Here is a 22,060-nt window from a genome sequence, read left to right as displayed (position 1 = left end):
CCTTCCGGCTAGATGGGATCTATAGGGGTGGATTTGTCGCGCGCCGCGACCCTGTGTGCGCGGGCGTGCAACGAACTCAGGACGTCGTCGAGCTCGGCGGGCCCAGCGGTGGCCAGTCCGGGAACCAACGTCATGAGCGCCATCGTCAGTGCCGAATCAGCGTCGGGCACAACCGCGCTCAGCGCCGACACGTGCGTCGACAGATCACCGAAGCTGACCGCACAGACGTCGGGCAGGATCGCCGCATCCGGATCGCAGGTCACGGCATCTGCGATCAGATCGAACAGCGACGCCTGCTCATCACCCTCGGCGGGATCATCGGCCTGATCGGAGTCGATGGCCATGCTGGCGTCGCCGACGACGCGCTCGGGGTCGTCGACCAGTTCGGCGAGCAGCCGGACGTATCGGGCGGCCATCCGCTTCACCGTCTCCTCGTCGAAAAGATCTGTGGCGTAGGTGAACTGGGCACGCAGCGCCCCGCCGCGAGCCTCCCGTTCCGGATCGTTCGGGAAGAAGGTGAGCGCCAGGTCGACCTTCGCAGATGTCAGTTCCTCGCGCACGGGCTCGACGGTGAGTCCGTCGAGGCGGAGCACCGGGAATTCGACGTTCTGGAACGCCAGCATCACCTGGAAGATCGGGTTGTGCGCGGTCGGCGGCCGCGACATGATCCGCGCGACGATCTCGTCGAAAGGGATTGCGGCATGCGACATATCGGCGAGGTCGTCGCCGCGGACACGATCGAGCAACTCGAGGAACCGCTCGCCGCCGTCGACCCGGGTACGCAGCGCAAGGGTGTTGACGAACATTCCGACGACGTCTTCGAGCAACGGCTCACCGCGACCCGCGAACGGTGTGCCGATCACGATGTCATCTCGGCCCGAGAGCCGCGCGAGCAGCACCGCGAACACCGCGTGCGTGACCATGAACTGGGTGGTGTGGTGCTTGCGGGAGGTCTCCTCGAGCTTGGCGACCACGTCGGACGGGATCTCGAATTCGACTGCGGCGCCTTCGAAACTCGGTGTCTTCGGGCGCGGTTTACTCGCAGGAAGCTCGAGGATTTCCGGCACGCCCGACAAACGCTCCTGCCAATAGGAGAGTTGGCGCTCCTGCTCGGACACCCCGTCGTCGACCACCGCGAGTCGTTCGGAGAGCCACATGCTGAAGTCGGCATACTGCACGGCCAGGGGCTTCCATGCGGGTTCTGCCCCACCGTGCCGTGCGGCGTACGCCGCCATCAGATCACGCGCGAGAGGCATCATCGATGCACCGTCGGCGCTGATGTGATGGACCACGAAGACGAGGACGTGCTCGTCCGGGGAGACCCTGAGCAGCACCGCCCGGACCGGTGGCCGCACGGTGATGTCGAAGCCTGCACCGGTGATCTCGGCGATCTCAGCGCTCAGGGAGCCCTCGACGTCGCGTACCTCGAGCAGCACATCGTTGTCGAGCGCGTCGGCGGGCATGATCACCTGCACCGGTTCACCATTGATCATCGGATAGACGGTGCGCAGAGCCTCGTGACGCCTCCCGAGGTCGATCGTGGCACGGGTGAGCGCCGGGACGTCGAGGTCGCCGGATAGCCGCAAAGCCATCGCGACGTTGTACGCGGCGGACTCGGGTTCGGCTCGATTGATCAGCCAGAGGCCCCGCTGCATGCCGGACACGTGCACGAGTTCGGTGCGGCTGCGCGCGTGGAGCGCAGGCATGCCCTGCCCCGTCGGCCCCGACGTCAATGCCGCGGCGAGCGCGGAGACCGTCGGACGCTCGAAGAGCAGCTTCACCGGCACCTGGCGGTCGAGAAGCGCCGCCAGACGTGCCGTGACCTTGGTCGCCGAGAGTGAACTGCCGCCGAGATGGAAGAAGTCGGCATCGGCGGAGACGCGTTCGAGCCCGAGTACCTGGCCGAAAACACCTGCGACCACCATCTCCAACTGCGACCCCGGCTGGCGATATGGGGCCGCGGTCCCGAAGTCGACTGCAGGCAACGACTTTCGATCGATTTTCCCCGATGTGGTGAGCCGGAACTCGTCTACGACGACGAGCGTGTGCGGCACCATGTAGCCGGCCAGTCGCGTGGCCGCATGCTCGAGGATGTGCGCAGGATCTGCGGACGCACCTTCGGCCAGCGTCGCGTAAGCCACCAACACATCGTCCCCGTTGGGCGCCGGCACACCGAGGCACACCGCGTCGGTGACGAGAGGATGGTCGACGATTGCCGCCTCCACCTCCCCCGGTTCGATACGCAGTCCGCGGATCTTGAGTTGGAAGTCGGTGCGTCCGATGTAGCGCAGATCGCCACGCATTGTGCGGATCACGCGATCGCCCGTGCGATACATCCGCTCACCGGGAGCGAATGGGTCGGCGACGAACCTCGACGCCGTCAGGTCGCTGCGGCGATGGTAACCCCGGGCGAGTTGGACGCCACGCAGATACAGCTCGCCGGGAACGCCCGTGGGGACCGGCCGCAGCGCGCGGTCGAGCACGATCGCACCGACACCGGGGATGGACAAACCGATCGACACCTCGTCGTGCTCGGTCATCGGGCCGGCCGCGGTGGCCCAGATGCTGACTTCCGTTGGCCCGTAGAGGTTGTGGAATCGGCGCCCCGCCCTCGCCCAGCGTCGCATCAGGTCCGGCGGGCACGCCTCCCCGACACTGATCACCCGACGCAACTTCGGCACCGCCGCCGGCTCGATGGTGCCCAGCGCCGATGGGGTCATCACCGCGTGGGTCACGCTCTGATCCCTCATCAGGGTGGCGAGTTCGTCGCCCCCGAACACCCCCGCGGGACTGATGACCAGTCGGGCACCCTGGCCGAGCGCCATCAGGATCTCGAAGATCGACGCGTCGAAACTCGGTGACGCGACGTGCAATACGCGCGACTCGCTGCTCACTCTCAATATCGACTGCTGGTTGGCGACGACATTCGACAGTCCGCGGTGGCTCAGCGCCGCGGCTTTGGGACGTCCGGTCGACCCCGACGTGTAGATCAGATACGCGAGGTCGTCGAGATGCGGTGTGCGGGCCAATTCCGCGTCGCCCAGTGGCGCACCGCTGTGGCCGGCAAGTCGGAACTCGGTGTCCTCGTGACCGATGACGAGCCAGTCCACTGCGTCCGGGAGACGCGAGGCGCTCTCCTCGACGCTCAACCCGACCGCCGCTTCGCTGTCGGCGAGGATCTCGGCGATGCGCGCGGCGGGCAGCGCCGGGTCGATACTGACGAATGCCGCACCCGAGGCGGCGACCGCCATCATCGAGAGCACCGAATGATGCGAACGCGGAACGCAGATCGCGACGATGTCGCCGGGACCGACACCCATCGAGACGAGTTCGCGGGCGAGCTGATTGGATCGGGCCACGAGCATCGACCAGGTGATCTCCGACGTGCCGGCGATGGCGAGCGAGTGCGGGTCCGCCTGCTCGGCGCCCGCCCTGAAAAGGTCTCGCAGCAGCGCGGGCTCCGCGAGTGCCTCGACACCGGAAATCAGCTCGGCCCGGTCCTCGTCGGCGACGATGTCGATGGTCCCGACCGAGCGTGCGGGCGCGGCGACCATCGTTCGCAACACCAAATCGAGTTGTGCGGCAACGCGTTCCGCGGTTCGACGCTCGAAAATGTCAGCGGCGTAGGAGAGTTCGAGATCGTAACCACCCGAGTCAGCCTGATCGGTCACCGTGATCGACAGGTCGAACTTCGCGGCGGGCACCCGCGCGTCGATGAGTCGGGCTGATTCGTCGAAGTGATGCAGCGTGGTGGCGTGCCCTGGGTGCATCGTCAGTGCGACCTGGAAGAGCGGTGTGTGAGAGGCGGAGCGTTCCGGACTCACCGCGTCGACGATCCACTCGAACGGGATGTCGGCGTGCCGAACCGCGCGGGTTTTGGTCTCGTGGGCGCGCTCGAGGAGGTCGGCCACGGTGTCCACAGACGACACTGCGGTGCGCAGCACCACCGTATTGACGAACATTCCGACCAGTTCCGCTGTCGCCGGCTCGTCTCTGCCCGCCACAGCCGTGCCGATCGAGACCTCATCGACCTCCGCCCACCGCGACAGCACGATCGCCAGCGCCGCGTGCACCACAGTGAACGGTGTGACGCCGCGATCTCGCGCGAGGCCCCTGATGCTCGTCGCGAGCTCGGCATCGATGACTGCATCGATGTAGCCGCCCGCCCCGGTCGGCAGGTGCGGCCGAGGACGATCGGTGGGAAGCATCAGCAAATCGGCCATGTCCGCGAGCTCGGTTTGCCAGAACGACAGGCCCTCGGCGGCACGTTCGGTCGGCGACTCCAACTCGCCGAGGAGTGTGCGCTGCCAGATGGCGAAATCGGCGTACTGGACCTCCAAGGGTTCGAGGTCGGGCTTCGTGCCGTCACGAAGGTGCGTGTAGCCGACCACCAGGTCGCGGATCAACGGCTGTAGCGAGAACCCGTCGCCTGCGATGTGGTGCAACACGGTGACGACGACGTAGCCCTCGCGATCACGCAGGATGCGGATCCGGAACGGGATCTCACGTACGAGATCGAAACCCCGAGCCGCCTCGGCTGCGATCAACTCGTCGAGACGATCCACCGCGTCGAACACCTCGGTGTCGAGGAACTCCATCGCCTCGGCAGTCGTGAGGATCTCCTGCACGGGCTCGCCGAGGTGGGAGCCGAAACGTGTGCGCAGCGTCTCGTGACGCTCCACGAGAAACTCGATCGACGCGTGCAATGCGTCGACATCGACTTCGTGACCGAGTCGCACGGCGCCGGGCATGTTGTAGGTCGCGGCGCCCGGGTCCATGCGATTGACGAACCACAGCCGAGTCTGCGCGTGCGACAACGGAATGACCGCTTCCCGTTCGAAGCGGCGTAACACCACGTGTTCGGGCTCGCCACCGAATTCGGTCAGATCTGCGATCCCACCGATGTCGACAGCCGAGAACACGGTGGTCAGATCAACCTGGAGATCTCGTTCGCTACGCGCGCGCGAGACGAGACGCGCGGCCATCAGCGAGTCGCCACCCAGCGCGAAGATGTTGTCGCGCAATCCGATCCGCTCAACACCGAGGAGCTCGGTGATCAGTGAGGAGAGCGCGAGCTCGACTCGGGTTCGTGGCGCGACGTACTCGACGGAGCGGTTCAGTTCGGGTACGGGAAGCCGCTTCCGATCGAGCTTGCCCGAGGGGTTCAACGGGAACTCGTCGAGTCGCATCGCAGCAACCGGGACCATGTGCGATGGCAGATGCCCGCGGCACCATGCCAGTGCGGCACTCTCGGTGACGTCCGTGCTCTCGGAACGGACGTACGCGACGAGCACGGGTCCCGCAGCGAGGTCGGTACGAGGCACCACCGCACTCGCATCGACTCCGGGCATGGCGTCGAGGACGGCCTCGATCTCTCCCGGCTCGACGCGTTGTCCACGGATCTTGATCTGGAAGTCGGTCCGTCCGAGATAGTGCAGACTCCCATCGTCTGCCCACCTGACCAGATCGCCGGTTCGGTACATCCGAGTGCCATCGGGCCCGAACGGGTCGGCGACGAATCGTTCCGAGGTCAGCCCGGGACGACCGACATAACCGTCGGCCAGTTGGATACCGGCGAGGTAGAGCTCACCCGCGACACCGACCGGAACCTGAGCCAAGGCACCGTCGAGGACATGAACCCGAGTGTTGGCCACCGGCGTACCGATGGGCACCGGACCGTCGTCGCTGCCCACCGTGCACTCGGTGACATCGACCGCCGCCTCGGTGGGGCCGTAGAGATTGACCAGATCAGCGTGCGATCCGTCGATCACCCGCTCGGCGAGACTCCGCGGAAGAGCCTCACCTGAGGTGAACACGAACCTGACCGTCGCCGGCAGAAGCGTCGAGTGCCCCTCGTTCGCCAGCACCTCGGTGTACACGTCGAGCATCGACGGAACGAAGTGCAGGACGGTGATCCCGCGCGAGATGATCAACTCACGCAGATACGCGGGATCGCGGTGGCCACCCGGCTTGGCGATCACCAGCCGAGCACCCCGCCCGAGAGCCCAGAGCAACTCCCACACCGAGACGTCGAAGGTGAACGGAGTCTTGTAGAGCACGACGTCGTCGGTCGCGAGGCCGTAGTTGTCCTGCATCCAGGCGAGTCTGTTGATGACCGCCTCGTGGCTGACCTGCACGCCTTTGGGCACGCCGGTCGAGCCCGAGGTGAAGATGACGTAGGCGGCAGTTGCCCCGCCGCCCACAGTTTTCCTTGCGCCGTCGTAGATCCTGCCGTCGTCGAACCCACCAGGGCCGAACCCCACGTTGGCGAGGTACTCGTCGTCGATCACCACTCGCGCGCCGACGGCATCGGCGATGAGCGAACGGCGCTGGTCGGGTTGCGTGGGGTCGACGGGGACGTACGCCACGCCCAGGGTGAGTACCGCGTAGATCGCGACGACCTGGGCGGGCCCACGGTCGAGCGAGACGACAACGTGATCGCCCTGGCCGACTCCCGCCATACGCAAAGTGGCCGCGAAGCGCCACCGCAGTTCATCGAACTCCCCGTATGTCCACTGATGGTCGCCGAACTCGACCGCGGTGGCCGTCGGTGTCTCACCGACCGCGGCCTCGAAACCGTCGAGCAGGTGGGCAGACGGCGTCGGGAGCGGCCGGAGCGGGCCTACGCCGAGGTCGAGGAGATCCGCGCGTTCGCCGGGGAGCAGCAGATCGAGGTCGCCGATGGGAGTGTCCAGGTGCGCCAGGACGCGATCGAGGAACGCGAGGAAGCGCTCGAGGTGGCCGCGCAGTTCGGCCTCGTCGTAGAGATTGGGGTTGCCGTGCAGGTCGACGCCGATCCGTGCGGTGGGACTCGCTTGGTACAGGTTGAGCCGCAGATCCTCGAGGATGCCCGACGCCAGGATGTGGTAGTCCACGGTCGCACCCGCCATCTCGACGGGCTTGTCGAAGAACATGATGTTCACGATCGGACCGAACGACGCGGTGTTGGCGTCCTGCAGTCCCGCGTCGAGGCGGATGTCTTCGAACCGGTAGCGCTGGTGCCGGAGCACACCGGTGAACTCGAGCTGCGCCTGGTCGACGAGGCCGCGCATCGACAGACGCCTCACGTCGCGAAATCGCACGGGCAACATGTTGGAGACCATGCCGGCCGCACGCTTGATCTTTGCCGTGGCCCGGCCGGTCACCGGAAGGCTGAGAACGACATCGTCGGTTCCCGCCATCCGGGCGAGAAATGCCGAAAATCCGGCACTCAGTAGCACCGCAGGCGAACTGTTGAGCGACGCGGCAAGACGCTCGATGGTCTGCTGGCGCGCGGAATCCATCTCGGTGGCGGCAACGGCATTGCAGGGCGACAGTGGAGCCGCTGCGGATTGCTGAGCGAGGGTGACTCGTTCAGGAAGATCATGGACGCGATCTGCCCAATATTCGCGGTCAGCCTGGCGGCGGGTGCCACTGAGATACTTCTGATCGTCGGCAACCAATTCATCGAGCTTGGCGCCGGGTTTGGAGACGTATTCCGCACCCGTGACCGCCGCGTTGTAACGGTTGAGAATCTCGTATACCACGGTCAGCGCTGCGTATCCGTCGAGGGCTATGTGATGCGCACGCACGTACCAAAAAATGCGATCATCGGCGACGCGAAGAAGTGCACCGACGACGAGGGGGTCCGACAGCAGGTCCATATTGCCGCGATAATCGGAATTCATCCAGTCACGGGCGCGAGCGACCGGATCGGCTTCGCCGCGAAGGTCGACAACCTGCAAATGGTTGTCGATCGACTGGTCAACAACCTGCATCGGCACACCGTCGACCTCGACGATCCGTGTGAAGGCCATCTCGGTCTCACGACCTGCGTCGACGATCAACTGGCGAAGAAGTTCCTCATCGAGCGGCCGATCATCATCCCTGATGTCGATGTACTGCGCGACGGTTACCGAGTAATCAGGAGAGAGACTTTCCGCAAACCACATGCCGCGCTGCGCGGCCGTCAACTCGAGCAGCGGACCACCGAGGCCCGCTTCACGACGATCGTCCGCCGTGTGCTGTTGGCTCATATCCTCACTCCCGGGTTGTACCGACTCGCCCCGATCCCCGCTGGCTACGCCGGCTGGCTGCGGCCGGCCTGCCCTGGAAACCGATCCCGCCATTTACCCGACCTAGTCTCACCCAAGGTGTATTTCTACGGAAGGAAACGCTAGACAATTCAATCGAAGGAAGTAGTTCAGAATTGATTACCAGGGCGGATTAGGTGACAAAAATGCTTTCCCGACTTTGATCGCTCATCTCCACCTCGTCGTTACACATGTCCCCTGAACGGGGTAACTTTCTCGCGCATCGAAATCGATCTGCGGAAAAGTAGATCAGGTAGACATTCGACATGTAGTCTGCGCTCATTGCGGAATCCGGATCATTTTGGCGATCCGGAATGCGGTGGTGCGCAGGTCACGCCACCGGTACAGATGCTCATCACATGGGAGAGGAGTGCCGAATGGCACACCCGTTCCGCAGACACGTTGCCTCGCCGAGCACGAGCTCGCGCGCTCGGCATCGTGCGGCCCCCGAGGTCGCCATCACCGCGAATGGCCTGCGGAAACACTTCGGAGACCACACCGCCGTCGCAGAAGTCACGTTCGACGTCGAGAAGGGGTCGATCCTGGCGCTCCTCGGACCGAACGGGGCGGGAAAGACCACCACGGTCAACATGCTGTGCACCCTGCTCAAACCGGACGCCGGGTCGGCTATCGTCGCCGGTCACGACGTCGTGGCCGACGCCGCGGCGGTCAGACGATCCATCATGCTGACGGGGCAGTTCGCAGCGCTCGACGAGTCACTCAGCGGACGCGCCAACCTTGTCCTCTTCGGCAGGTTGATGGGGCTGACGAGGCGAGCTGCGCGCGAGCGAGCCGACGAACTGCTCACCGACTTCGGCCTGACCGACGCCGCGGAACGCCGCGTCGGAAAGTACTCGGGCGGTATGCGCCGTCGAATCGACATCGCTTGCGGCCTCGTCACCCGACCGGAGGTGGTCTTCCTCGACGAACCGACGACGGGCCTCGACCCGCGTAGCAGGCAGGACGTCTGGCGACTCGTCTCCGCACTTCGGGACCAGGGGGTCACGATCTTGTTGACCACCCAGTACCTCGAAGAAGCCGACTCGCTCTCCGACCGCATCGTGGTGATCGACAAGGGCCGTGTGATTGCGTCGGGAACCGCGGCAGAGCTCAAGGCGGCGACCGGTGCCTCGCACTATCGGGTGACGCCAAACGTTGCCGAGGAACTCGAACCGCTACTCGCCTGCCTCGGAGATCTCGGCGCGACGCACGCGAGCACTCAGTCCGACGATGCGACAGTGAACGAAGCCGACTCGATCTCCGTGTCCGTGCCGGCGCCAGAGGGTGCCGACACCTTGGTCGAGATCGTTCGTCGAACGACGCTCGCCGGAATTCGTCTGTCCGACATAACATTACGGCGCCCGAGCCTCGACGAGGTATTCCTCGCACTCACCGGTCCCGACGCCACGTCCGACAACGACCTCCACGAGGAGCACCCGTCCGACCGGAGCGCGAGCGCATGACCCAGGCAGCTCCGAAGAAGCTCACCGCTCTCGTCGCTGCACCCGAGTCGGGAACCGAGCCGCACGCTCGCGCACTGACACAACTCTGGGTGCTCGTCGGACGAGGAGTCGGCGGTATCGTCCGCAACGGCGAGTTCATCTTCGCGTTCGTCGCCCCGGTGCTGCTCGCGGTCTGCTTCTATCTGCCGCTGCGGTCCATCATGGACTCCGATCCGGGGATGGACTACGCACAGTTCCTGATGCCGATCATCGCGCTGCAGTCGGTGGGTTTCGTCGCGTCCGCCGCCGCCATGCGGGCCGCGAACGATGCAACGAAAGGCGTGCACACCCGCTTCCGTACCCTTCCCATGCGCTCATGGGTTCCGGTGTCCGCGCGACTGGGCACCAACGGACTCCTGCTGACTCTCTCGATCACGTGTGCCACCGCAACCAGCCTGGTCATGGGATGGCGCCCCCACGGCTCGGTGGCCGAGACAATCGGACTCTTCGCCGTTGCATTCGTGGTCGGGCTACTCATCGCAGCGGTCGCCGACGCCATCGGCCTGTTGTCCGACAGTCCGGAGGCGACGAGCCAGGCGCTCTCACTTCCGATACTGATCCTGGGCATGATGTCCACCGGCTTCGTTCCCGAGAGCCAGTTTCCCGAATGGATCGCCCCCTTCGTGCGCAATCAACCGATCTCGCAGTTCGCCACGTCGATGCGCGCACTCGGTGACGGAAGTGCCACCCGGGAGATACTCATGCCGACGGTCTGGTGGTGCATCGGCTTGGCCGCCGCAGCGGTGGTACTCGGCGTCTTCGGAGCCAGAAAGGCCGCTCGATGACCACTCAGATGCCGGTAGCGGCCCCTCGGTCCGAACGCTCGTTGCGCGCATGGGCATCGCAGAGCGGCGCGCTGACGTGGCGCCAGGTGTCGGTGATGGTCGGCGACAAGGGGATGCTCGTCCAACTCGTCGTGGTTCCCGTACTCACGCTGCTCATGTTCAAGGTGGTGCTCGGCGACGCGATCGGCGGTGCAACGGGACAGGACAGCTCGTACTCGACAGTGCCCCTGGTCATTCTCGTGAGCGCCATGTTCGGTTCCGTTGCCGCGGGCGTGCGTCTGAACTCCGAGCGCGGTACGGGATTGTTGACCAGGCTGTACGTCCTACCGATCCATCGCGCCGCAGATCTCACCTCACGGCTCGGCAGCGAGGTGGTCCGCATCGTCGTCGTGACCGGGCTCCTCCTCGCGCTCGGTACGGCCATCGGCTTTCGGATCACCGGCGGTGTCGCCTCGGTCATCGGGATCATCGCCGTCACGCTGATGTTCGGCATCGCTTACGCAACCCTGGTACTCGCACTCGCAGTGAGCGCAGGACCATCCGCTCCGCTTGTCCCCCTACTGTCGTTGATCTCGAGCGTGTTGATGTTCTTCAATTCGGGCTTCTCCCCCATCGACGCCTACCCGGGATGGCTGCAGCCGATCGTCGCGAACCAACCCATGACGCCGACGATCGAGGTGATGCGATCGCTGGCAAGTGGCGGACCGGTGGCGCACAACTTCGTCAAGGTGGCGATCTGGTCGGTCGCCATCATCGCCGTCTGCCTCATTCCGGCGCTGCGCGGCTATCGACGCGCAGCCACCGCGCACTGAACCCACTTGACCCACAGCACGCACTCGACCACGCAGCGTGCTGCCTCGCGCTACCGTCGGATTCATGACAACCGACAAAACCGGAGCCGAAACCAACGTCACCCACCTCGCGGACGAGAACCGCTATCAGATCAGCGTCGACGGCAGGGTCGCGGGCCTCACCGCCTACCGGGACCGCGATCATGGCGGGAGCGCCGAGCGCGTTTTCTACCACACCGAAGTGGGTCCCGATTTCGGCGGACGCGGCCTGGCCACAATCCTCGTCAAGGAGGCGCTCGACGACTCGATCGCCGCGGGCAAACTGATCGTCCCCGTGTGCCCGTTGGTCCGACACTTCTTGTCCGAGCATGCAGAGTATACGGACAAATCACGCAAGGTGACCACAGACGACATCAACTGGATTCAGTCGGTGACCACGTAGCAGCAATCGGGCCAAAAGTCCCTGGTCCGGCGTGCATCGTCGAACTTATTCTGAATGTGTGAGCGGGGGTGGACGACCGCTCACCGCGACGGTCGAGCTAGTCACCGGCCACCTCTCCGGGTGAATAGCAGCGCACCGATCACCGACCCGCCTGACCATGTCGTCAGGCGGGTCGAGTCGTTTCTGCCGTCGGCACACCGCCACATACCGACGACAATGGCCCGCCCCTGGAAAGGGACGGGCCATTGCCGACTGTGAAGTTGTATGGAGGCGGCTCTTACTTGGCCTTCTCCAGCACCTCGACGAGACGCCAGTGCTTGGTCGCGGACAGCGGGCGGGTCTCCATGATCCGCACGCGGTCGCCGACGCCGGCATCGCCCTTCTCGTCGTGGGCCTTGACCTTGCTCGTGGTCCGGATGATCTTGCCGTACAGCGCGTGACGCTTACGATCTTCCAGCTCGACCACGATGGTCTTCTGCATCTTGTCGCTGACGACGTAACCGATGCGCTCCTTGCGACGGTTCCGCTCAGCGGTGTTGGTTTCGGTCACCTTCTGGTCCTCACTCATGCGTCATCACCATCCGGTCCCGACGCCAAACCAAGCTCACGCTCGCGCATCACGGTGTAGATGCGTGCGATCTCGCGACGCACGGTCCGCAGACGACGATTGTTGTCGAGCTGGCCGGTGGCCATCTGGAACCGAAGGTTGAAGAGCTCTTCCTTCGACTCTTTGAGCCGGTCGACCAGATCGGTGTCGCTGAGATCACGAAGCTCAGCTGCTGCAACTCCGAGTGCCATCAGAACTGCTCCTCTCTGGTCACGATCCGGGTCTTGATGGGCAGCTTGTGCTGTGCGCGGCGCAGGGCCTCGCGAGCGGTCTGCTCATCGGGGTAGGTCATTTCGAACAGCACGCGACCCGGCTTGACCGGGGCAACCCACCACTCGGGCGAACCCTTACCGGAACCCATGCGGGTCTCGGCGGGCTTCTTGGTCAGCGGGCGGTCGGGGAAGATGTTGATCCACACCTTGCCGCCACGCTTGATGTGCCGGTTGATGGCGATACGAGCGGACTCGATCTGACGGTTGGTGATGTAGGCGCTCTCCAGAGCCTGGATGCCGAAGTCACCGAACGTCACCTTGGTGCCGCCCTTGGCCTGGCCCTTGAGGCTCGGGTGATGCTGCTTGCGGTGCTTGACCCGACGAGGGATCAACATGCCTCAGCCCTCCTGCTTTTCTGCTCCGGCGCCGGCGCCAGCAGTTGCCTCGGCAGGAGCCTCCGCTGCCCGACCTGCGTCGGTGCTGGTGGCCGTGGTGCCAGAGGCACCGCTGCGGCGAGGACGGCTGGGACGACGCGGACGACGATCTTCAGCTGCCGGCGCGGCTGCGGACAGCTCGCGCTTGCCACCGACGATGTCACCCTTGTAGATCCAGACCTTCACACCGATGCGGCCGAAGGTCGTCTTGGCTTCGTAGAGTCCGTAGTCGATGTCGGCGCGCAGCGTGTGAAGCGGCACGCGACCTTCGCGGTAGAACTCACTGCGGCTCATTTCTGCACCGCCGAGGCGACCCGAGCACTGGACCCGGATGCCCTTCACGTTCGGCTGACGCATCGCCGACTGGATCGCCTTGCGCATCGCACGACGGAACGCCACGCGGTTGCTCAGCTGCTCCGCGACGCCCTGCGCCACGAGCTGGGCCTCCGACTCCGGGTTCTTGACCTCGAGGATGTTCAGCTGGACCTGCTTACCGGTCAGCTTCTCCAGGTCGCCACGGATGCGGTCGGCCTCGGCGCCACGGCGGCCGATGACGATGCCGGGACGAGCGGTGTGGATGTCGACGCGAACGCGGTCACGCGTGCGCTCGATCTCCACCTTGGCGATGCCTGCACGCTCGAGCCCCTGCGAGAGGAGCTTGCGGATGGCGACATCTTCCTTCACGTACTCCGCGTACTGCTTGTCGGCGTACCACCGTGAACTCCAGTCGGTGGTGATGCCCAGACGGAAGCCGTGCGGGTTGATTTTCTGGCCCACTGTCAGGCTCCCTTCTTCTTCGGCTGACGCGACCGGCCGCGTGCGGACGATGCCTTCTCAGGAAGACTCTCGACCACAACAGTGATGTGGCTGGTGCGCTTGCGGATACGGAACGCGCGGCCCTGTGCGCGCGGCTGGAACCGCTTGAGCGTGGGGCCCTCGTCAGCAAAGGCGGTGGCGACAACGAGGGTCCGGCGATCCAGATCCAGGTTGTTCTCCGCGTTCGCGACAGCGCTTGCGAGAACCTTGTAGACGGGCTCCGACGCCGACTGCGGTGCGAACCGCAGGATGTCGAGCGCCTCGTCGACGTTCTTGCCGCGGACCAGGTCGAGTACACGACGGGCCTTCATCGGCGTCACGCGAACGAACTTGGCCGTGGCCTTCGCGGTGGGATTATCGGTCTGCGTAGTCATTACCGGCGCTTCGCTTTCCGGTCATCCTTGATGTGACCCTTGAAGGTACGGGTGGGGGCGAACTCGCCCAGCTTGTGCCCGACCATGTTGTCCGAGACGAACACCGGGACGTGCTTGCGACCGTCGTGGACGGCGAAGGTGTGACCGATGAAGTCGGGGATGATGGTCGAACGACGCGACCAGGTCTTGATGACCTGCTTGGTGCCTTTTTCGTTCTGCGTGTCCACCTTGGCAAGCAGGTGGTCGTCGACGAACGGGCCCTTCTTGAGGCTGCGTGGCATTCTCTAACTCCCTCCTGTGCTTATCGCTTGTTCTTGCCGGTGCGACGGCGCCGGACGATCAGCTTGTCGCTGGCCTTGTTCTTACGGGTACGGCCCTCAGGCTGACCCCACGGGCTGACCGGGTGGCGACCACCGGAGGTCTTGCCCTCGCCGCCACCATGCGGGTGGTCGACCGGGTTCATCACGACACCGCGGACGGTCGGGCGCTTGCCCTTCCAGCGCATACGGCCGGCCTTGCCCCAGTTGATGTTCGACTGCTCGGCGTTGCCGACCTCGCCGACGGTTGCGCGGCAGCGCACGTCGACGCGACGGATCTCGCCCGACGGCATACGGAGGGTCGCGTACGCGCCTTCCTTACCGAGGAGCTGGATCGAAGCGCCCGCGCTGCGAGCCATCTTCGCTCCGCCACCCGGACGCAGCTCTACAGCGTGCACCTGGGTACCGGTCGGGATGTTGCGCAGCGGCAGGTTGTTGCCGGGCTTGATGTCGGCGGCGGGACCGCTCTCCACCACGTCGCCCTGGGACAGACCCTTGGGCGCGATGATGTAGCGCTTCTCGCCGTCCACGTAGTGGAGCAGTGCGATGCGGGCGGTGCGGTTCGGGTCGTACTCGATGTGAGCGACCTTGGCGTTGACGCCGTCCTTGTCGTTGCGACGGAAGTCGATCAAGCGGTATGCGCGCTTGTGACCGCCGCCCTTGTGCCGGGTGGTGATCCGGCCGTGTGCGTTACGTCCACCGCGACCGTGCAGCGGACGAACCAGCGACTTCTCGGGGTAGTCGCGGGTGATCTCGGCGAAATCAGCGCCGGAGGATCCGCGACGACCCGGGGTCGTCGGCTTGTACTTACGAATAGCCATGAGTTCTCAGTCCTTCTCTGAAGTCCCGGTCAGCCGACCGGTCCTCCGAAGATCTCGATGGGCTTGCTGTCTGCGGTCAACGTGACGATCGCGCGCTTGGTGGACTTGCGCTGGCCGTAGCCTGCGCGGGTGCGCTTGCGCTTGCCCTGGCGGTTCGCGGTGTTGACGCTCGTGACGGTCACATCGAAGATCTGCTCGACGGCGATCTTGATCTGCGTCTTGTTCGAGTCCGGGTGAACCAGGAAGGTGTAGACGTTGTCCTCGATGAGTCCGTACGACTTCTCCGAGATCACCGGCGCCAGGATGATGTCACGCGGGTCAGCCTGCGTAGCCATGCTCAGGCCTCCTCTGTCTCATTGGCGACGGACTTGGCCGTCGACGTGTTCTGTGCGATGAACGCGTTGAGCGTCTCGACGCTGAACACCAGTTCGTCCGACTCGAGGACGTCGTAGGTGTTGAGCTGATCGGGAGCGATCGGCAGCACGTTCTTCAGGTTCGCAACGCTCTTCCACGCGGTCAGATCTTCGCGGCCGAGCACGACGAGGAACTTACGTCGGGTGCTCAGTGCCTCCAGGAACTGCCGAGCGCTCTTGGTCGACGGCGCCTGGCCTGCGACGAGCTCGGTGATGACGTGAATGCGCTCGTTACGAGCACGATCACTCAGCGCGCCGCGCAGTGCGGCTGCCTTCATCTTCTTGGGGGTGCGCTGGCTGTAGTCACGCGGCTGCGGGCCGTGGACGACGCCACCACCGGTGAACTGCGGTGCGCGGGTCGAACCCTGGCGGGCGCGACCGGTGCCCTTCTGGCGGTACGGCTTGGCGCCGCCACCGCTGACCTGTCCACGGGTCTTGGTTGCGTGTGTGCCCTGGCGAGCGGCGGCCTGCTGGGCCACCACGACCTGGTGCATCAGTGCGATGTTCGCGGGTGCGTCGAAGATCTCGGCGGGCAGATCAACGGTTCCGTTGGTCTTGCCGTCGGCGGTCTTGACGTCCAGCGTCAGCTTCGTTGTGGTTTCGGTGCTCACTTCGCACCACCCTTCACAGCGTCACGGACGACCACGATTCCGCCCTTACGGCCGGGGATGGCGCCCTTGATCAACAGCAGACCGGCCTCGGCGTCCACCTTGTGGACGGTGAGGTTCTGCGTGGTCACGGTGTCGTTACCCATGCGACCGGCCATCCGCATGCCCTTGAAGACACGACCCGGGGTGGCGCAGCCACCGATCGAGCCGGGGGCACGGTGCACGCGGTGCGCGCCGTGGCTGGCACCGAGGCCGGAGAAGCCGTGGCGCTTCATCGCGCCGGCAAATCCCTTGCCCTTGGAGGTGCCGGTGACGTCGACCAGCGCACCGTCGGCGAAGATCTCGGCGGTCAGTTCCTGACCGACCTCGAACTCGCTGGTGTCGGCGACGCGGATCTCGGCCAGGTGGCGACGCGGCGTAACGCCTGCCTTCGCGAACTGGCCCGCGACCGGCTTGGTCACCTTGCGGGGATCGATCGCGCCGTACGCAAGCTGCACGGCGGTGTAGCCGTCGCGGTCCTGGTTACGGAGCTGGGTGATGACGTTCGGGCCTGCCTGAATGACAGTGACCGGAACGACACGGTTGTTCTCGTCGAAGACCTGGGTCATGCCGAGCTTGGTGCCCAGAATTCCCTTGGTCGCGCTCTGATTACTCATGATTTCTCTTCGCCCCCGCCCTACTGGATGTTGACGTCGACACTGGCCGGAAGGTCGATGCGCATGAGCGCGTCGACGGTCTTCGGCGTCGGGTCGAGGATGTCGATGAGTCGCTTGTGAGTACGCATCTCGAAGTGCTCGCGGCTGTCCTTGTACTTATGCGGCGAGCGGATGACGCAGTACACGTTCTTTTCGGTGGGCAACGGCACCGGGCCGACGACGCGTGCACCCGTACGGGTCACGGTCTCCACGATCTTGCGCGCCGAAGCGTCGATCGCCTCGTGGTCGTAGGCCTTGAGCCTGATGCGGATCTTCTGTCCCGCCACGCTGTGTCCTCTTCCGTCAGTTGTTCTCGACAGACAAACACCGCGCACCTGGGGCCGACACCGGTCGGCGGGCACATAGATCTCCGCGTGAGTCGGGGATCGACGCTGTTCATCTGTCGTTGTACGTTGGCTCGTCGCTGGTACGAGCCGGTTTGCTCCGGCACCCGCGGTCGGGCGTGTCGTGACCGTGAACCGGATTCGGCGCACGCGTTACACGCCCTTGGTCCCGAACTCGGGGGCCTTGGGAGGTATTCACCCGATCGGGGCCGCAGTAAAACCACGTCCGCCGGTCAAGGCAACCCGACAAGTATGCACCAGGTCGGGGCCTCGATTCAAATCCAGGTCGGAGCCAGTGGATTCTCTCGCTAAGGGCATGCGACGATACCCACCTACTTCCCTACTTCTCACCGACCGATTGGGGAAACGTGGACATCAGGCTCGACGACCCGACCGCCCCCTACGTCGCCGACCTCCTCGAGCACCATCTCCGTGAGCTGCAGTCGGTGATGTCGGAGTACGCCTTCGCCCTCGACGCCTCCGGCCTGTCAGCTCCCGGCGTCAGCTTCTGGACAGCGTGGACCGTCGAACCGGACGACCAACAACTCGCAGGGTTCGTCGCCCTCAAAGAGCTGGACTCGACGCACGGCGAGGTGAAATCGATGCGCGCCGCTCCCGCTGCTCGGGGTACCGGCGTCGGCCGCGCGCTGCTGACGCACGTCGTCGACGAGGCCCGTCGACGCGGATATCAGCGAGTGAGCCTGGAAACCGGCACCGCGGAGCTGCACGTTCCGGCGATCTCGCTGTACCGCAGTGCCGGGTTCGTGTCGTGCCCGCCGTTCGCCGACTACCGGGCCAGCCCGCACAACCAGTTCATGACGCTGCCGCTGTAGCCGTTCATGACGCTGTAGCCGGTTGATGACGCTGCCGGCACAGGCAGTTCGTGCTCAGCCCGCCGACTTCGCGATCTCCGCGCGCGCCGCAGCCACCAACTCCTCATTGGTGTGTGCGTGTCCCCATAGCCCCCAGCCGCCAGGCACTGCCTCGGTGAGAAGCACCCAGGTGCGGTCTGCGAGCGAGTCGTCGCCCGCTGCCCGCACCACCAGATCTGTGAGCTGGGCGACGACGGCCACCTGCTGCTCGCGGGTGAGCGCGCCCGCATTGGTGAGCACCTGGACGCGGACATGATGCGCATTTCCGTTGACGTCGGAGAAGGAACCCGGCGGCAACTCGTGCACGAAGGCTGCGGTGTTGTCGCGGAACATCGAGAGGTCCGGAACTCCTTCGACGGCCATCACCGTCTTCGCGGCGTCGGCGGCCAGCTGCGCGGTGTCGGCGAAGGTTCCTGCTGGTGCGTAGATATCGATCATGGGCATGGCAATGCTCCTGTGCTCTCGGATGGGTTCTTGTCTCACGCGACGGGTACGGTCGGCCGGTCGAAGCGCGCGAGTTGGCCGCCGGTGATGCGTTGCTGGTTGTCGGGGTCGTCGAGCAGCGTGTACGGGAACACCTGCGCCGGCGCGCTGACCGCGTCGAGTCGAGAAAGCTGCTCGGGTGAGAGGTCGACGGCGAGTGCCGCGAGATTGCTCTGCAGTTGCTCCACCGACCGCGGCCCGATGATGGGCGTGACGCCCTGTGCGGCGACCCACGCGATGGCGACCTCCCCCGGTGTCGCGCCCACCTCTTTCGCCACGGCGATGACCTCGTCGAGGATCGCGGTGCGCTGCGTCGAGTTCTCCGGCTGGAAGACCTTGCCGCCGAAGCCTTGCGCGCGGCCGGTGGCACCGTCGCGGTATTTGCCGGTCAGCACGCCACCGCCGAGCGGCGACCACGCCGCGAGCCCGAGTCCAAGGGCCTTGCCCGCCTGCACCAGCTCGGCCTCTGCGGTGCGTTCGACGAGACTGTGCTCGAATTGCAGCGCCGCGATCGGCAGGGTTCCGCGGATCTCGGCGATGGTGGCAGCGCGTGCCACGCGCCAGGCCGGGAAATCCGAGAGCCCCGCGTACAGAATCTTGCCTGCGCGCGCGAGGTCGTCGAATCCGCGCAGCAGTTCCTCCACTGGTGTGACGCCGTCGGAGTAGTGAGCCCACAACAGGTCGATGTGGTCGGTATTCAGTCGTCGCAGACTCTGCTCCACCGAACTCACCATCGCCTTGCGACTGTTGCCGGTCACGAGGATTCCGGCCGACGGGTCGGCGCGCTGGGTGAACTTGGTGGCGAGCACGAACTCGTCGCGTCGACCCTGCAGCAGCCGGCCGAGGATCTCCTCGGACTCGCCGAACTGATAGCTGTCGGCGGTGTCGAGGAAGTTGCCGCCCGCGTCGGCATAGGCATCGAGAATCTTCGACGACGCGTCCGGCGTCGAACCATGACCCCAGCGGGTACCGAAGTTGCCGGTACCGAGGATGACCTCGGAGACGCGCAGCCCCGTGTGCTCACCGAAGACCCGGTAGCACAGGGATCGGTCGCGAATAGCGTTGTCACTCATTGTTTTTCCCGTCCTGTCGAGATCTGTGTGTCGAAGTGATCGGGTCAGGCAACCGCAGATGCGGCTGCCGTTGCCGCCCGCTCGATGACGTCGGCGACGACGTCGGGGTGCGAGATCATGACGACGTGGCTCGATCCGGGAACCTCGGTGACCTCGGCGCCCGCTCGCTCGTACATCCACCGTTCGAGGTCGGGGTTGATGGTGCGGTCGGCGCCCGCGACGATCCCGTACGACGGCCGGTCCCGCCATGCTGCGGCCGCGGCCGGAGCGTCGAGCGCCTCAGCACGGATGGGCACCTGCGCGTGCGCCATGAAGTCGGCGTCGCGGGCTGGCAGGTCGGCGGCGAAGTCGGCGCCGAACTGCTCGGGATCGATCCTCAAGAACCCCTCGGCTCCGGCGATCACCGCGGTGCTCGCAGCCGGAATGCGGGCGTGCAGCGAGTTGGTGGACTCCCCCACATCGGGAACCAGAGCCGCCACGTAGACCAGTGCTGCGACGCGCGGATGCGCACCTGCCTCGGTGATGACCTGCCCACCCCAGCTATGACCGACCAGAACAAGCGGCCCGTCGACGGTATCGATGGCACGCAGCGTGGCCGCGACGTCGTCGGCGAGGCCGGTTTCCGGTTCCTGCACCACGGTGACGAGAAAACCCTTGTCCACCAACCGTTGATAGACCGGCTGCCACCCCGATCCGTCAGCAAAGGCGCCGTGAACCAGAACGATGTTGCGTACCGCGGATGTCGTTGCCATGAGAGTCCCCTTCGCGTGATGACACAGATGTGAGCGTCAGAGTTTTGATTGTGGTCGCAATCTAAACACAGAAAGATTATGCTCGCAATCAATAGTTCGGACGACAAGTGAGGTGAAGGCGGTGCGGGTCTCGAAGGCCAAGGCCGAGCAGAATCGACGCGACCTACTCGACGCAGCGGGAAAGCTGTTTCGCGAGAAGGGGATTCCATCGACCGGAGTGGCCGAGGTGGCGGCCGAAGCGGGGCTCACCCACGGCGCCCTGTACAAACACTTCGACAACAAGGACGCACTGGCGGCCGCCGCGTTCACGCAGGCAGCCACCGATGTCAACCAGCGGATTCGCGAATGGAAAGACGTGCACGATCCGTCGTACGAGGACTACCTCGACGTCCTGATCTCCACCCGGGTGCGCGACAACATGGCCGACGGATGCCCGATGATCGCGTCGGCGAGCGAGATCGGCCGACAGCCCCCAGCCGTCGGCGACAGCTTCGCCTCCGCATTCACCGACCTCGTCTCGCTCATCGAATCGTCACTGCCGGACACCATGTCCGACGACGCGCGCCACACCCTGGCGACCGCGACCGCCGCCGCACAACTCGGCGCGGTCGCCGTGGCGCGGGCGGTGGCCAAGTCCGACGATGCGCTTTCGCAGGAGGTCCTCGACGCCACGCGCGCAACTCTTGCCGACGCGGTTCCGGACTGAACACGATCGAGCGACGTCGGCCACCAAATGTGTGACATTTGCGAACCAATCGAGTCGGAATGTCGCCACGGGCGGTCCGAATCCGCGACACGTGATTAGCGTGGACGCAGGGACATCCACATCCGGCCCGCCCAGCCCTCGGGTCGATGACAGGTCCGCACATGAGTACGGTCATCCCCCCGCGCGCCGACAAACCCCCACACGCTGACAAACCCGTCGGGACGCCACGCGCCGTCACGCCGATGCCGACGTCGAAACGTCCACGTCCGAGCAACGTCACACTCAAGGTGACCATGGCGCTGACCGGCACGGTGTTCGCACTGTTCGTGCTGGTTCACATGATCGGCAACCTGAAGGTCTACACCGGCCCCGGCCACTTCGACGACTACGCGCACTGGCTGCGCACCCTGCTCGAACCCCTCCTGCCCTACGAGGGCATGTTGTGGATCTTCCGCGCGGTCCTCGTGCTCTGCCTGGTACTGCACGTCGGAGCGTCGTTCATCTTGATCGGGCGCTCCCACAAGGCCAAGGGTCGCTTCCGGCGCAAGGGCATGAGCATCAAACGACTCCCCGCGACGCTGATGCCCTACACGGGCCTGGTCCTGCTGATCTTCATCGTCTTCCACATCCTCGACCTGACGACCGGGACCCGACCCGCGGCCAGCGACCACTTCGTGTCGACCACCGAGACCAGCTCGCACGCTTATCACAACCTCGTCGAGAGTCTGCAGCGCTGGCCGGTGGCCGCGTTCTACATCCTGGTGATGGTGCTCCTCGGCACGCATCTCGTGCACGGGCTGTGGAGCGTCGTCAACGACCTCGGCGCGACCGGGCACCGCACTCGACGCCTCGGCGCTCTCGTCGCGCTCGTCGTCGCGGCCGCGGTGATGATCGGCAACATCTCGATTCCCATCGCCGTTCTGGCGGGATTGGTGAGCTGA

General features: G+C 65.2%; 22 protein-coding genes. 7 read left to right on the top strand and 15 right to left on the bottom strand.

Annotation, left to right across the window (positions count from 1 at the left end; all coding sequences use genetic code 11):
* Positions 1 to 8: 8 nt before the first annotated feature.
* Positions 9 to 8,015 (bottom strand): non-ribosomal peptide synthetase, encoded by an 8,007-nt coding sequence (locus tag ABW18_RS10055; RefSeq protein ID WP_049698839.1) that lies wholly within the window; start codon positions 8,013 to 8,015, stop codon positions 9 to 11.
* Between the two features lie 434 nt (positions 8,016 to 8,449).
* Between ABW18_RS10055 and ABW18_RS10050 the strand changes: the two genes are divergently transcribed.
* The 4 genes from ABW18_RS10050 (at position 8,450) to ABW18_RS10035 (ending at position 11,592) form a co-directional block, all read left to right on the top strand.
* On the top strand, positions 8,450 to 9,535 hold the full coding sequence (locus tag ABW18_RS10050; RefSeq protein ID WP_049698838.1) for a daunorubicin/doxorubicin resistance ABC transporter ATP-binding protein DrrA: 1,086 nt from the start codon (positions 8,450 to 8,452) through the stop codon (positions 9,533 to 9,535).
* On the top strand, positions 9,532 to 10,359 hold the full coding sequence (locus ABW18_RS10045; RefSeq protein ID WP_049698837.1) for an ABC transporter permease: 828 nt from the start codon (positions 9,532 to 9,534) through the stop codon (positions 10,357 to 10,359). Before ABW18_RS10050 ends, ABW18_RS10045 begins: the two co-directional genes overlap by 4 nt.
* On the top strand, positions 10,356 to 11,171 hold the full coding sequence (locus ABW18_RS10040; protein WP_049698836.1) for an ABC transporter permease: 816 nt from the start codon (positions 10,356 to 10,358) through the stop codon (positions 11,169 to 11,171). The genes ABW18_RS10045 and ABW18_RS10040 overlap by 4 nt, the downstream gene beginning before the upstream one ends.
* 64 nt (positions 11,172 to 11,235) lie before the next feature.
* The gene (locus ABW18_RS10035; RefSeq protein WP_049698835.1) at positions 11,236 to 11,592 is read left to right on the top strand and encodes a GNAT family N-acetyltransferase; all 357 of its coding nucleotides are present in this window, start codon (positions 11,236 to 11,238) and stop codon (positions 11,590 to 11,592) included.
* Positions 11,593 to 11,869: 277 nt separating this feature from the next.
* Here the strand turns inward: ABW18_RS10035 and rpsQ are convergent, their stop codons facing one another.
* The 11 genes from rpsQ to rpsJ are packed head-to-tail and all read right to left on the bottom strand — an operon-like array spanning position 11,870 to position 17,176.
* Positions 11,870 to 12,160: a 30S ribosomal protein S17 gene (rpsQ, locus tag ABW18_RS10030; protein WP_005203958.1), complete on the bottom strand. Its 291-nt coding sequence runs from the start codon at positions 12,158 to 12,160 to the stop codon at positions 11,870 to 11,872.
* Positions 12,157 to 12,390, bottom strand: a complete 234-nt coding sequence (gene rpmC, locus ABW18_RS10025) for a 50S ribosomal protein L29 (protein ID WP_005203954.1) — start codon at positions 12,388 to 12,390, stop codon at positions 12,157 to 12,159. Before rpmC ends, rpsQ begins: the two co-directional genes overlap by 4 nt.
* Positions 12,390 to 12,806 carry a 50S ribosomal protein L16 gene (gene rplP, locus ABW18_RS10020; RefSeq protein WP_005203950.1) on the bottom strand — a complete coding sequence of 139 codons (417 nt, stop codon included), beginning with the start codon at positions 12,804 to 12,806 and terminating at the stop codon, positions 12,390 to 12,392. The genes rpmC and rplP overlap by 1 nt, the downstream gene beginning before the upstream one ends.
* A 3-nt stretch (positions 12,807 to 12,809) precedes the next feature.
* Positions 12,810 to 13,622, bottom strand: coding sequence for a 30S ribosomal protein S3 (gene rpsC, locus ABW18_RS10015; protein WP_005203947.1), 813 nt, complete (start codon positions 13,620 to 13,622; stop codon positions 12,810 to 12,812).
* A 2-nt stretch (positions 13,623 to 13,624) separates the two neighbouring features.
* On the bottom strand, positions 13,625 to 14,035 hold the full coding sequence (gene rplV / locus ABW18_RS10010) for a 50S ribosomal protein L22 (protein ID WP_005170314.1): 411 nt from the start codon (positions 14,033 to 14,035) through the stop codon (positions 13,625 to 13,627).
* Positions 14,035 to 14,316, bottom strand: coding sequence for a 30S ribosomal protein S19 (rpsS, locus tag ABW18_RS10005; RefSeq protein WP_005203946.1), 282 nt, complete (start codon positions 14,314 to 14,316; stop codon positions 14,035 to 14,037). Before rpsS ends, rplV begins: the two co-directional genes overlap by 1 nt.
* A gap of 20 nt (positions 14,317 to 14,336) precedes the next feature.
* The gene (rplB, locus tag ABW18_RS10000) at positions 14,337 to 15,173 is read right to left on the bottom strand and encodes a 50S ribosomal protein L2 (protein ID WP_049698834.1); all 837 of its coding nucleotides are present in this window, start codon (positions 15,171 to 15,173) and stop codon (positions 14,337 to 14,339) included.
* 29 nt (positions 15,174 to 15,202) lie between these two features.
* Positions 15,203 to 15,508, bottom strand: a complete 306-nt coding sequence (gene rplW, locus ABW18_RS09995; protein ID WP_005203935.1) for a 50S ribosomal protein L23 — start codon at positions 15,506 to 15,508, stop codon at positions 15,203 to 15,205.
* A 2-nt stretch (positions 15,509 to 15,510) separates the two neighbouring features.
* Positions 15,511 to 16,197: a 50S ribosomal protein L4 gene (rplD, locus tag ABW18_RS09990; RefSeq protein WP_005203933.1), complete on the bottom strand. Its 687-nt coding sequence runs from the start codon at positions 16,195 to 16,197 to the stop codon at positions 15,511 to 15,513.
* Positions 16,194 to 16,850: a 50S ribosomal protein L3 gene (rplC, locus tag ABW18_RS09985; protein WP_049698833.1), complete on the bottom strand. Its 657-nt coding sequence runs from the start codon at positions 16,848 to 16,850 to the stop codon at positions 16,194 to 16,196. The genes rplD and rplC overlap by 4 nt, the downstream gene beginning before the upstream one ends.
* 20 nt (positions 16,851 to 16,870) lie before the next feature.
* Positions 16,871 to 17,176, bottom strand: coding sequence for a 30S ribosomal protein S10 (rpsJ, locus tag ABW18_RS09980; protein ID WP_003938093.1), 306 nt, complete (start codon positions 17,174 to 17,176; stop codon positions 16,871 to 16,873).
* 425 nt (positions 17,177 to 17,601) lie between these two features.
* Here rpsJ and ABW18_RS09975 point away from each other — a divergent pair, with 425 nt between their 5' ends.
* A complete protein-coding gene (locus ABW18_RS09975) occupies positions 17,602 to 18,066 on the top strand; it encodes a GNAT family N-acetyltransferase (RefSeq protein WP_049698832.1) in 465 nt (154 codons plus the stop codon).
* Between the two features lie 54 nt (positions 18,067 to 18,120).
* On the opposite strand, the gene ABW18_RS09970 is transcribed toward ABW18_RS09975, so the two are convergent.
* From ABW18_RS09970 to ABW18_RS09960, 3 genes are read right to left on the bottom strand one after another with little or no spacing between them, the layout of a single operon-like run.
* Positions 18,121 to 18,549, bottom strand: coding sequence for a tautomerase family protein (locus ABW18_RS09970; protein ID WP_049698831.1), 429 nt, complete (start codon positions 18,547 to 18,549; stop codon positions 18,121 to 18,123).
* 35 nt (positions 18,550 to 18,584) lie between these two features.
* Positions 18,585 to 19,661 carry an aldo/keto reductase gene (locus ABW18_RS09965; protein WP_197494451.1) on the bottom strand — a complete coding sequence of 359 codons (1,077 nt, stop codon included), beginning with the start codon at positions 19,659 to 19,661 and terminating at the stop codon, positions 18,585 to 18,587.
* Positions 19,662 to 19,705: 44 nt separating this feature from the next.
* The gene (locus ABW18_RS09960; protein ID WP_049698830.1) at positions 19,706 to 20,413 is read right to left on the bottom strand and encodes an alpha/beta fold hydrolase; all 708 of its coding nucleotides are present in this window, start codon (positions 20,411 to 20,413) and stop codon (positions 19,706 to 19,708) included.
* Between the two features lie 121 nt (positions 20,414 to 20,534).
* On the opposite strand from ABW18_RS09960, the gene ABW18_RS09955 reads away from it, so the two are divergent.
* Together ABW18_RS09955 and ABW18_RS09950 are read left to right on the top strand one after the other, a co-directional pair.
* Positions 20,535 to 21,119, top strand: a complete 585-nt coding sequence (locus tag ABW18_RS09955) for a TetR/AcrR family transcriptional regulator (RefSeq protein WP_049699040.1) — start codon at positions 20,535 to 20,537, stop codon at positions 21,117 to 21,119.
* A 161-nt stretch (positions 21,120 to 21,280) separates the two neighbouring features.
* Positions 21,281 to 22,060, top strand: coding sequence for a succinate dehydrogenase cytochrome b subunit (locus ABW18_RS09950; RefSeq protein ID WP_049698829.1), 780 nt, complete (start codon positions 21,281 to 21,283; stop codon positions 22,058 to 22,060).

Source organism: Gordonia jacobaea, assembly GCF_001186365.1.
Classification (GTDB): domain Bacteria; phylum Actinomycetota; class Actinomycetes; order Mycobacteriales; family Mycobacteriaceae; genus Gordonia; species Gordonia jacobaea.
This window is presented reverse-complemented; position numbering and strand designations above follow the sequence as displayed.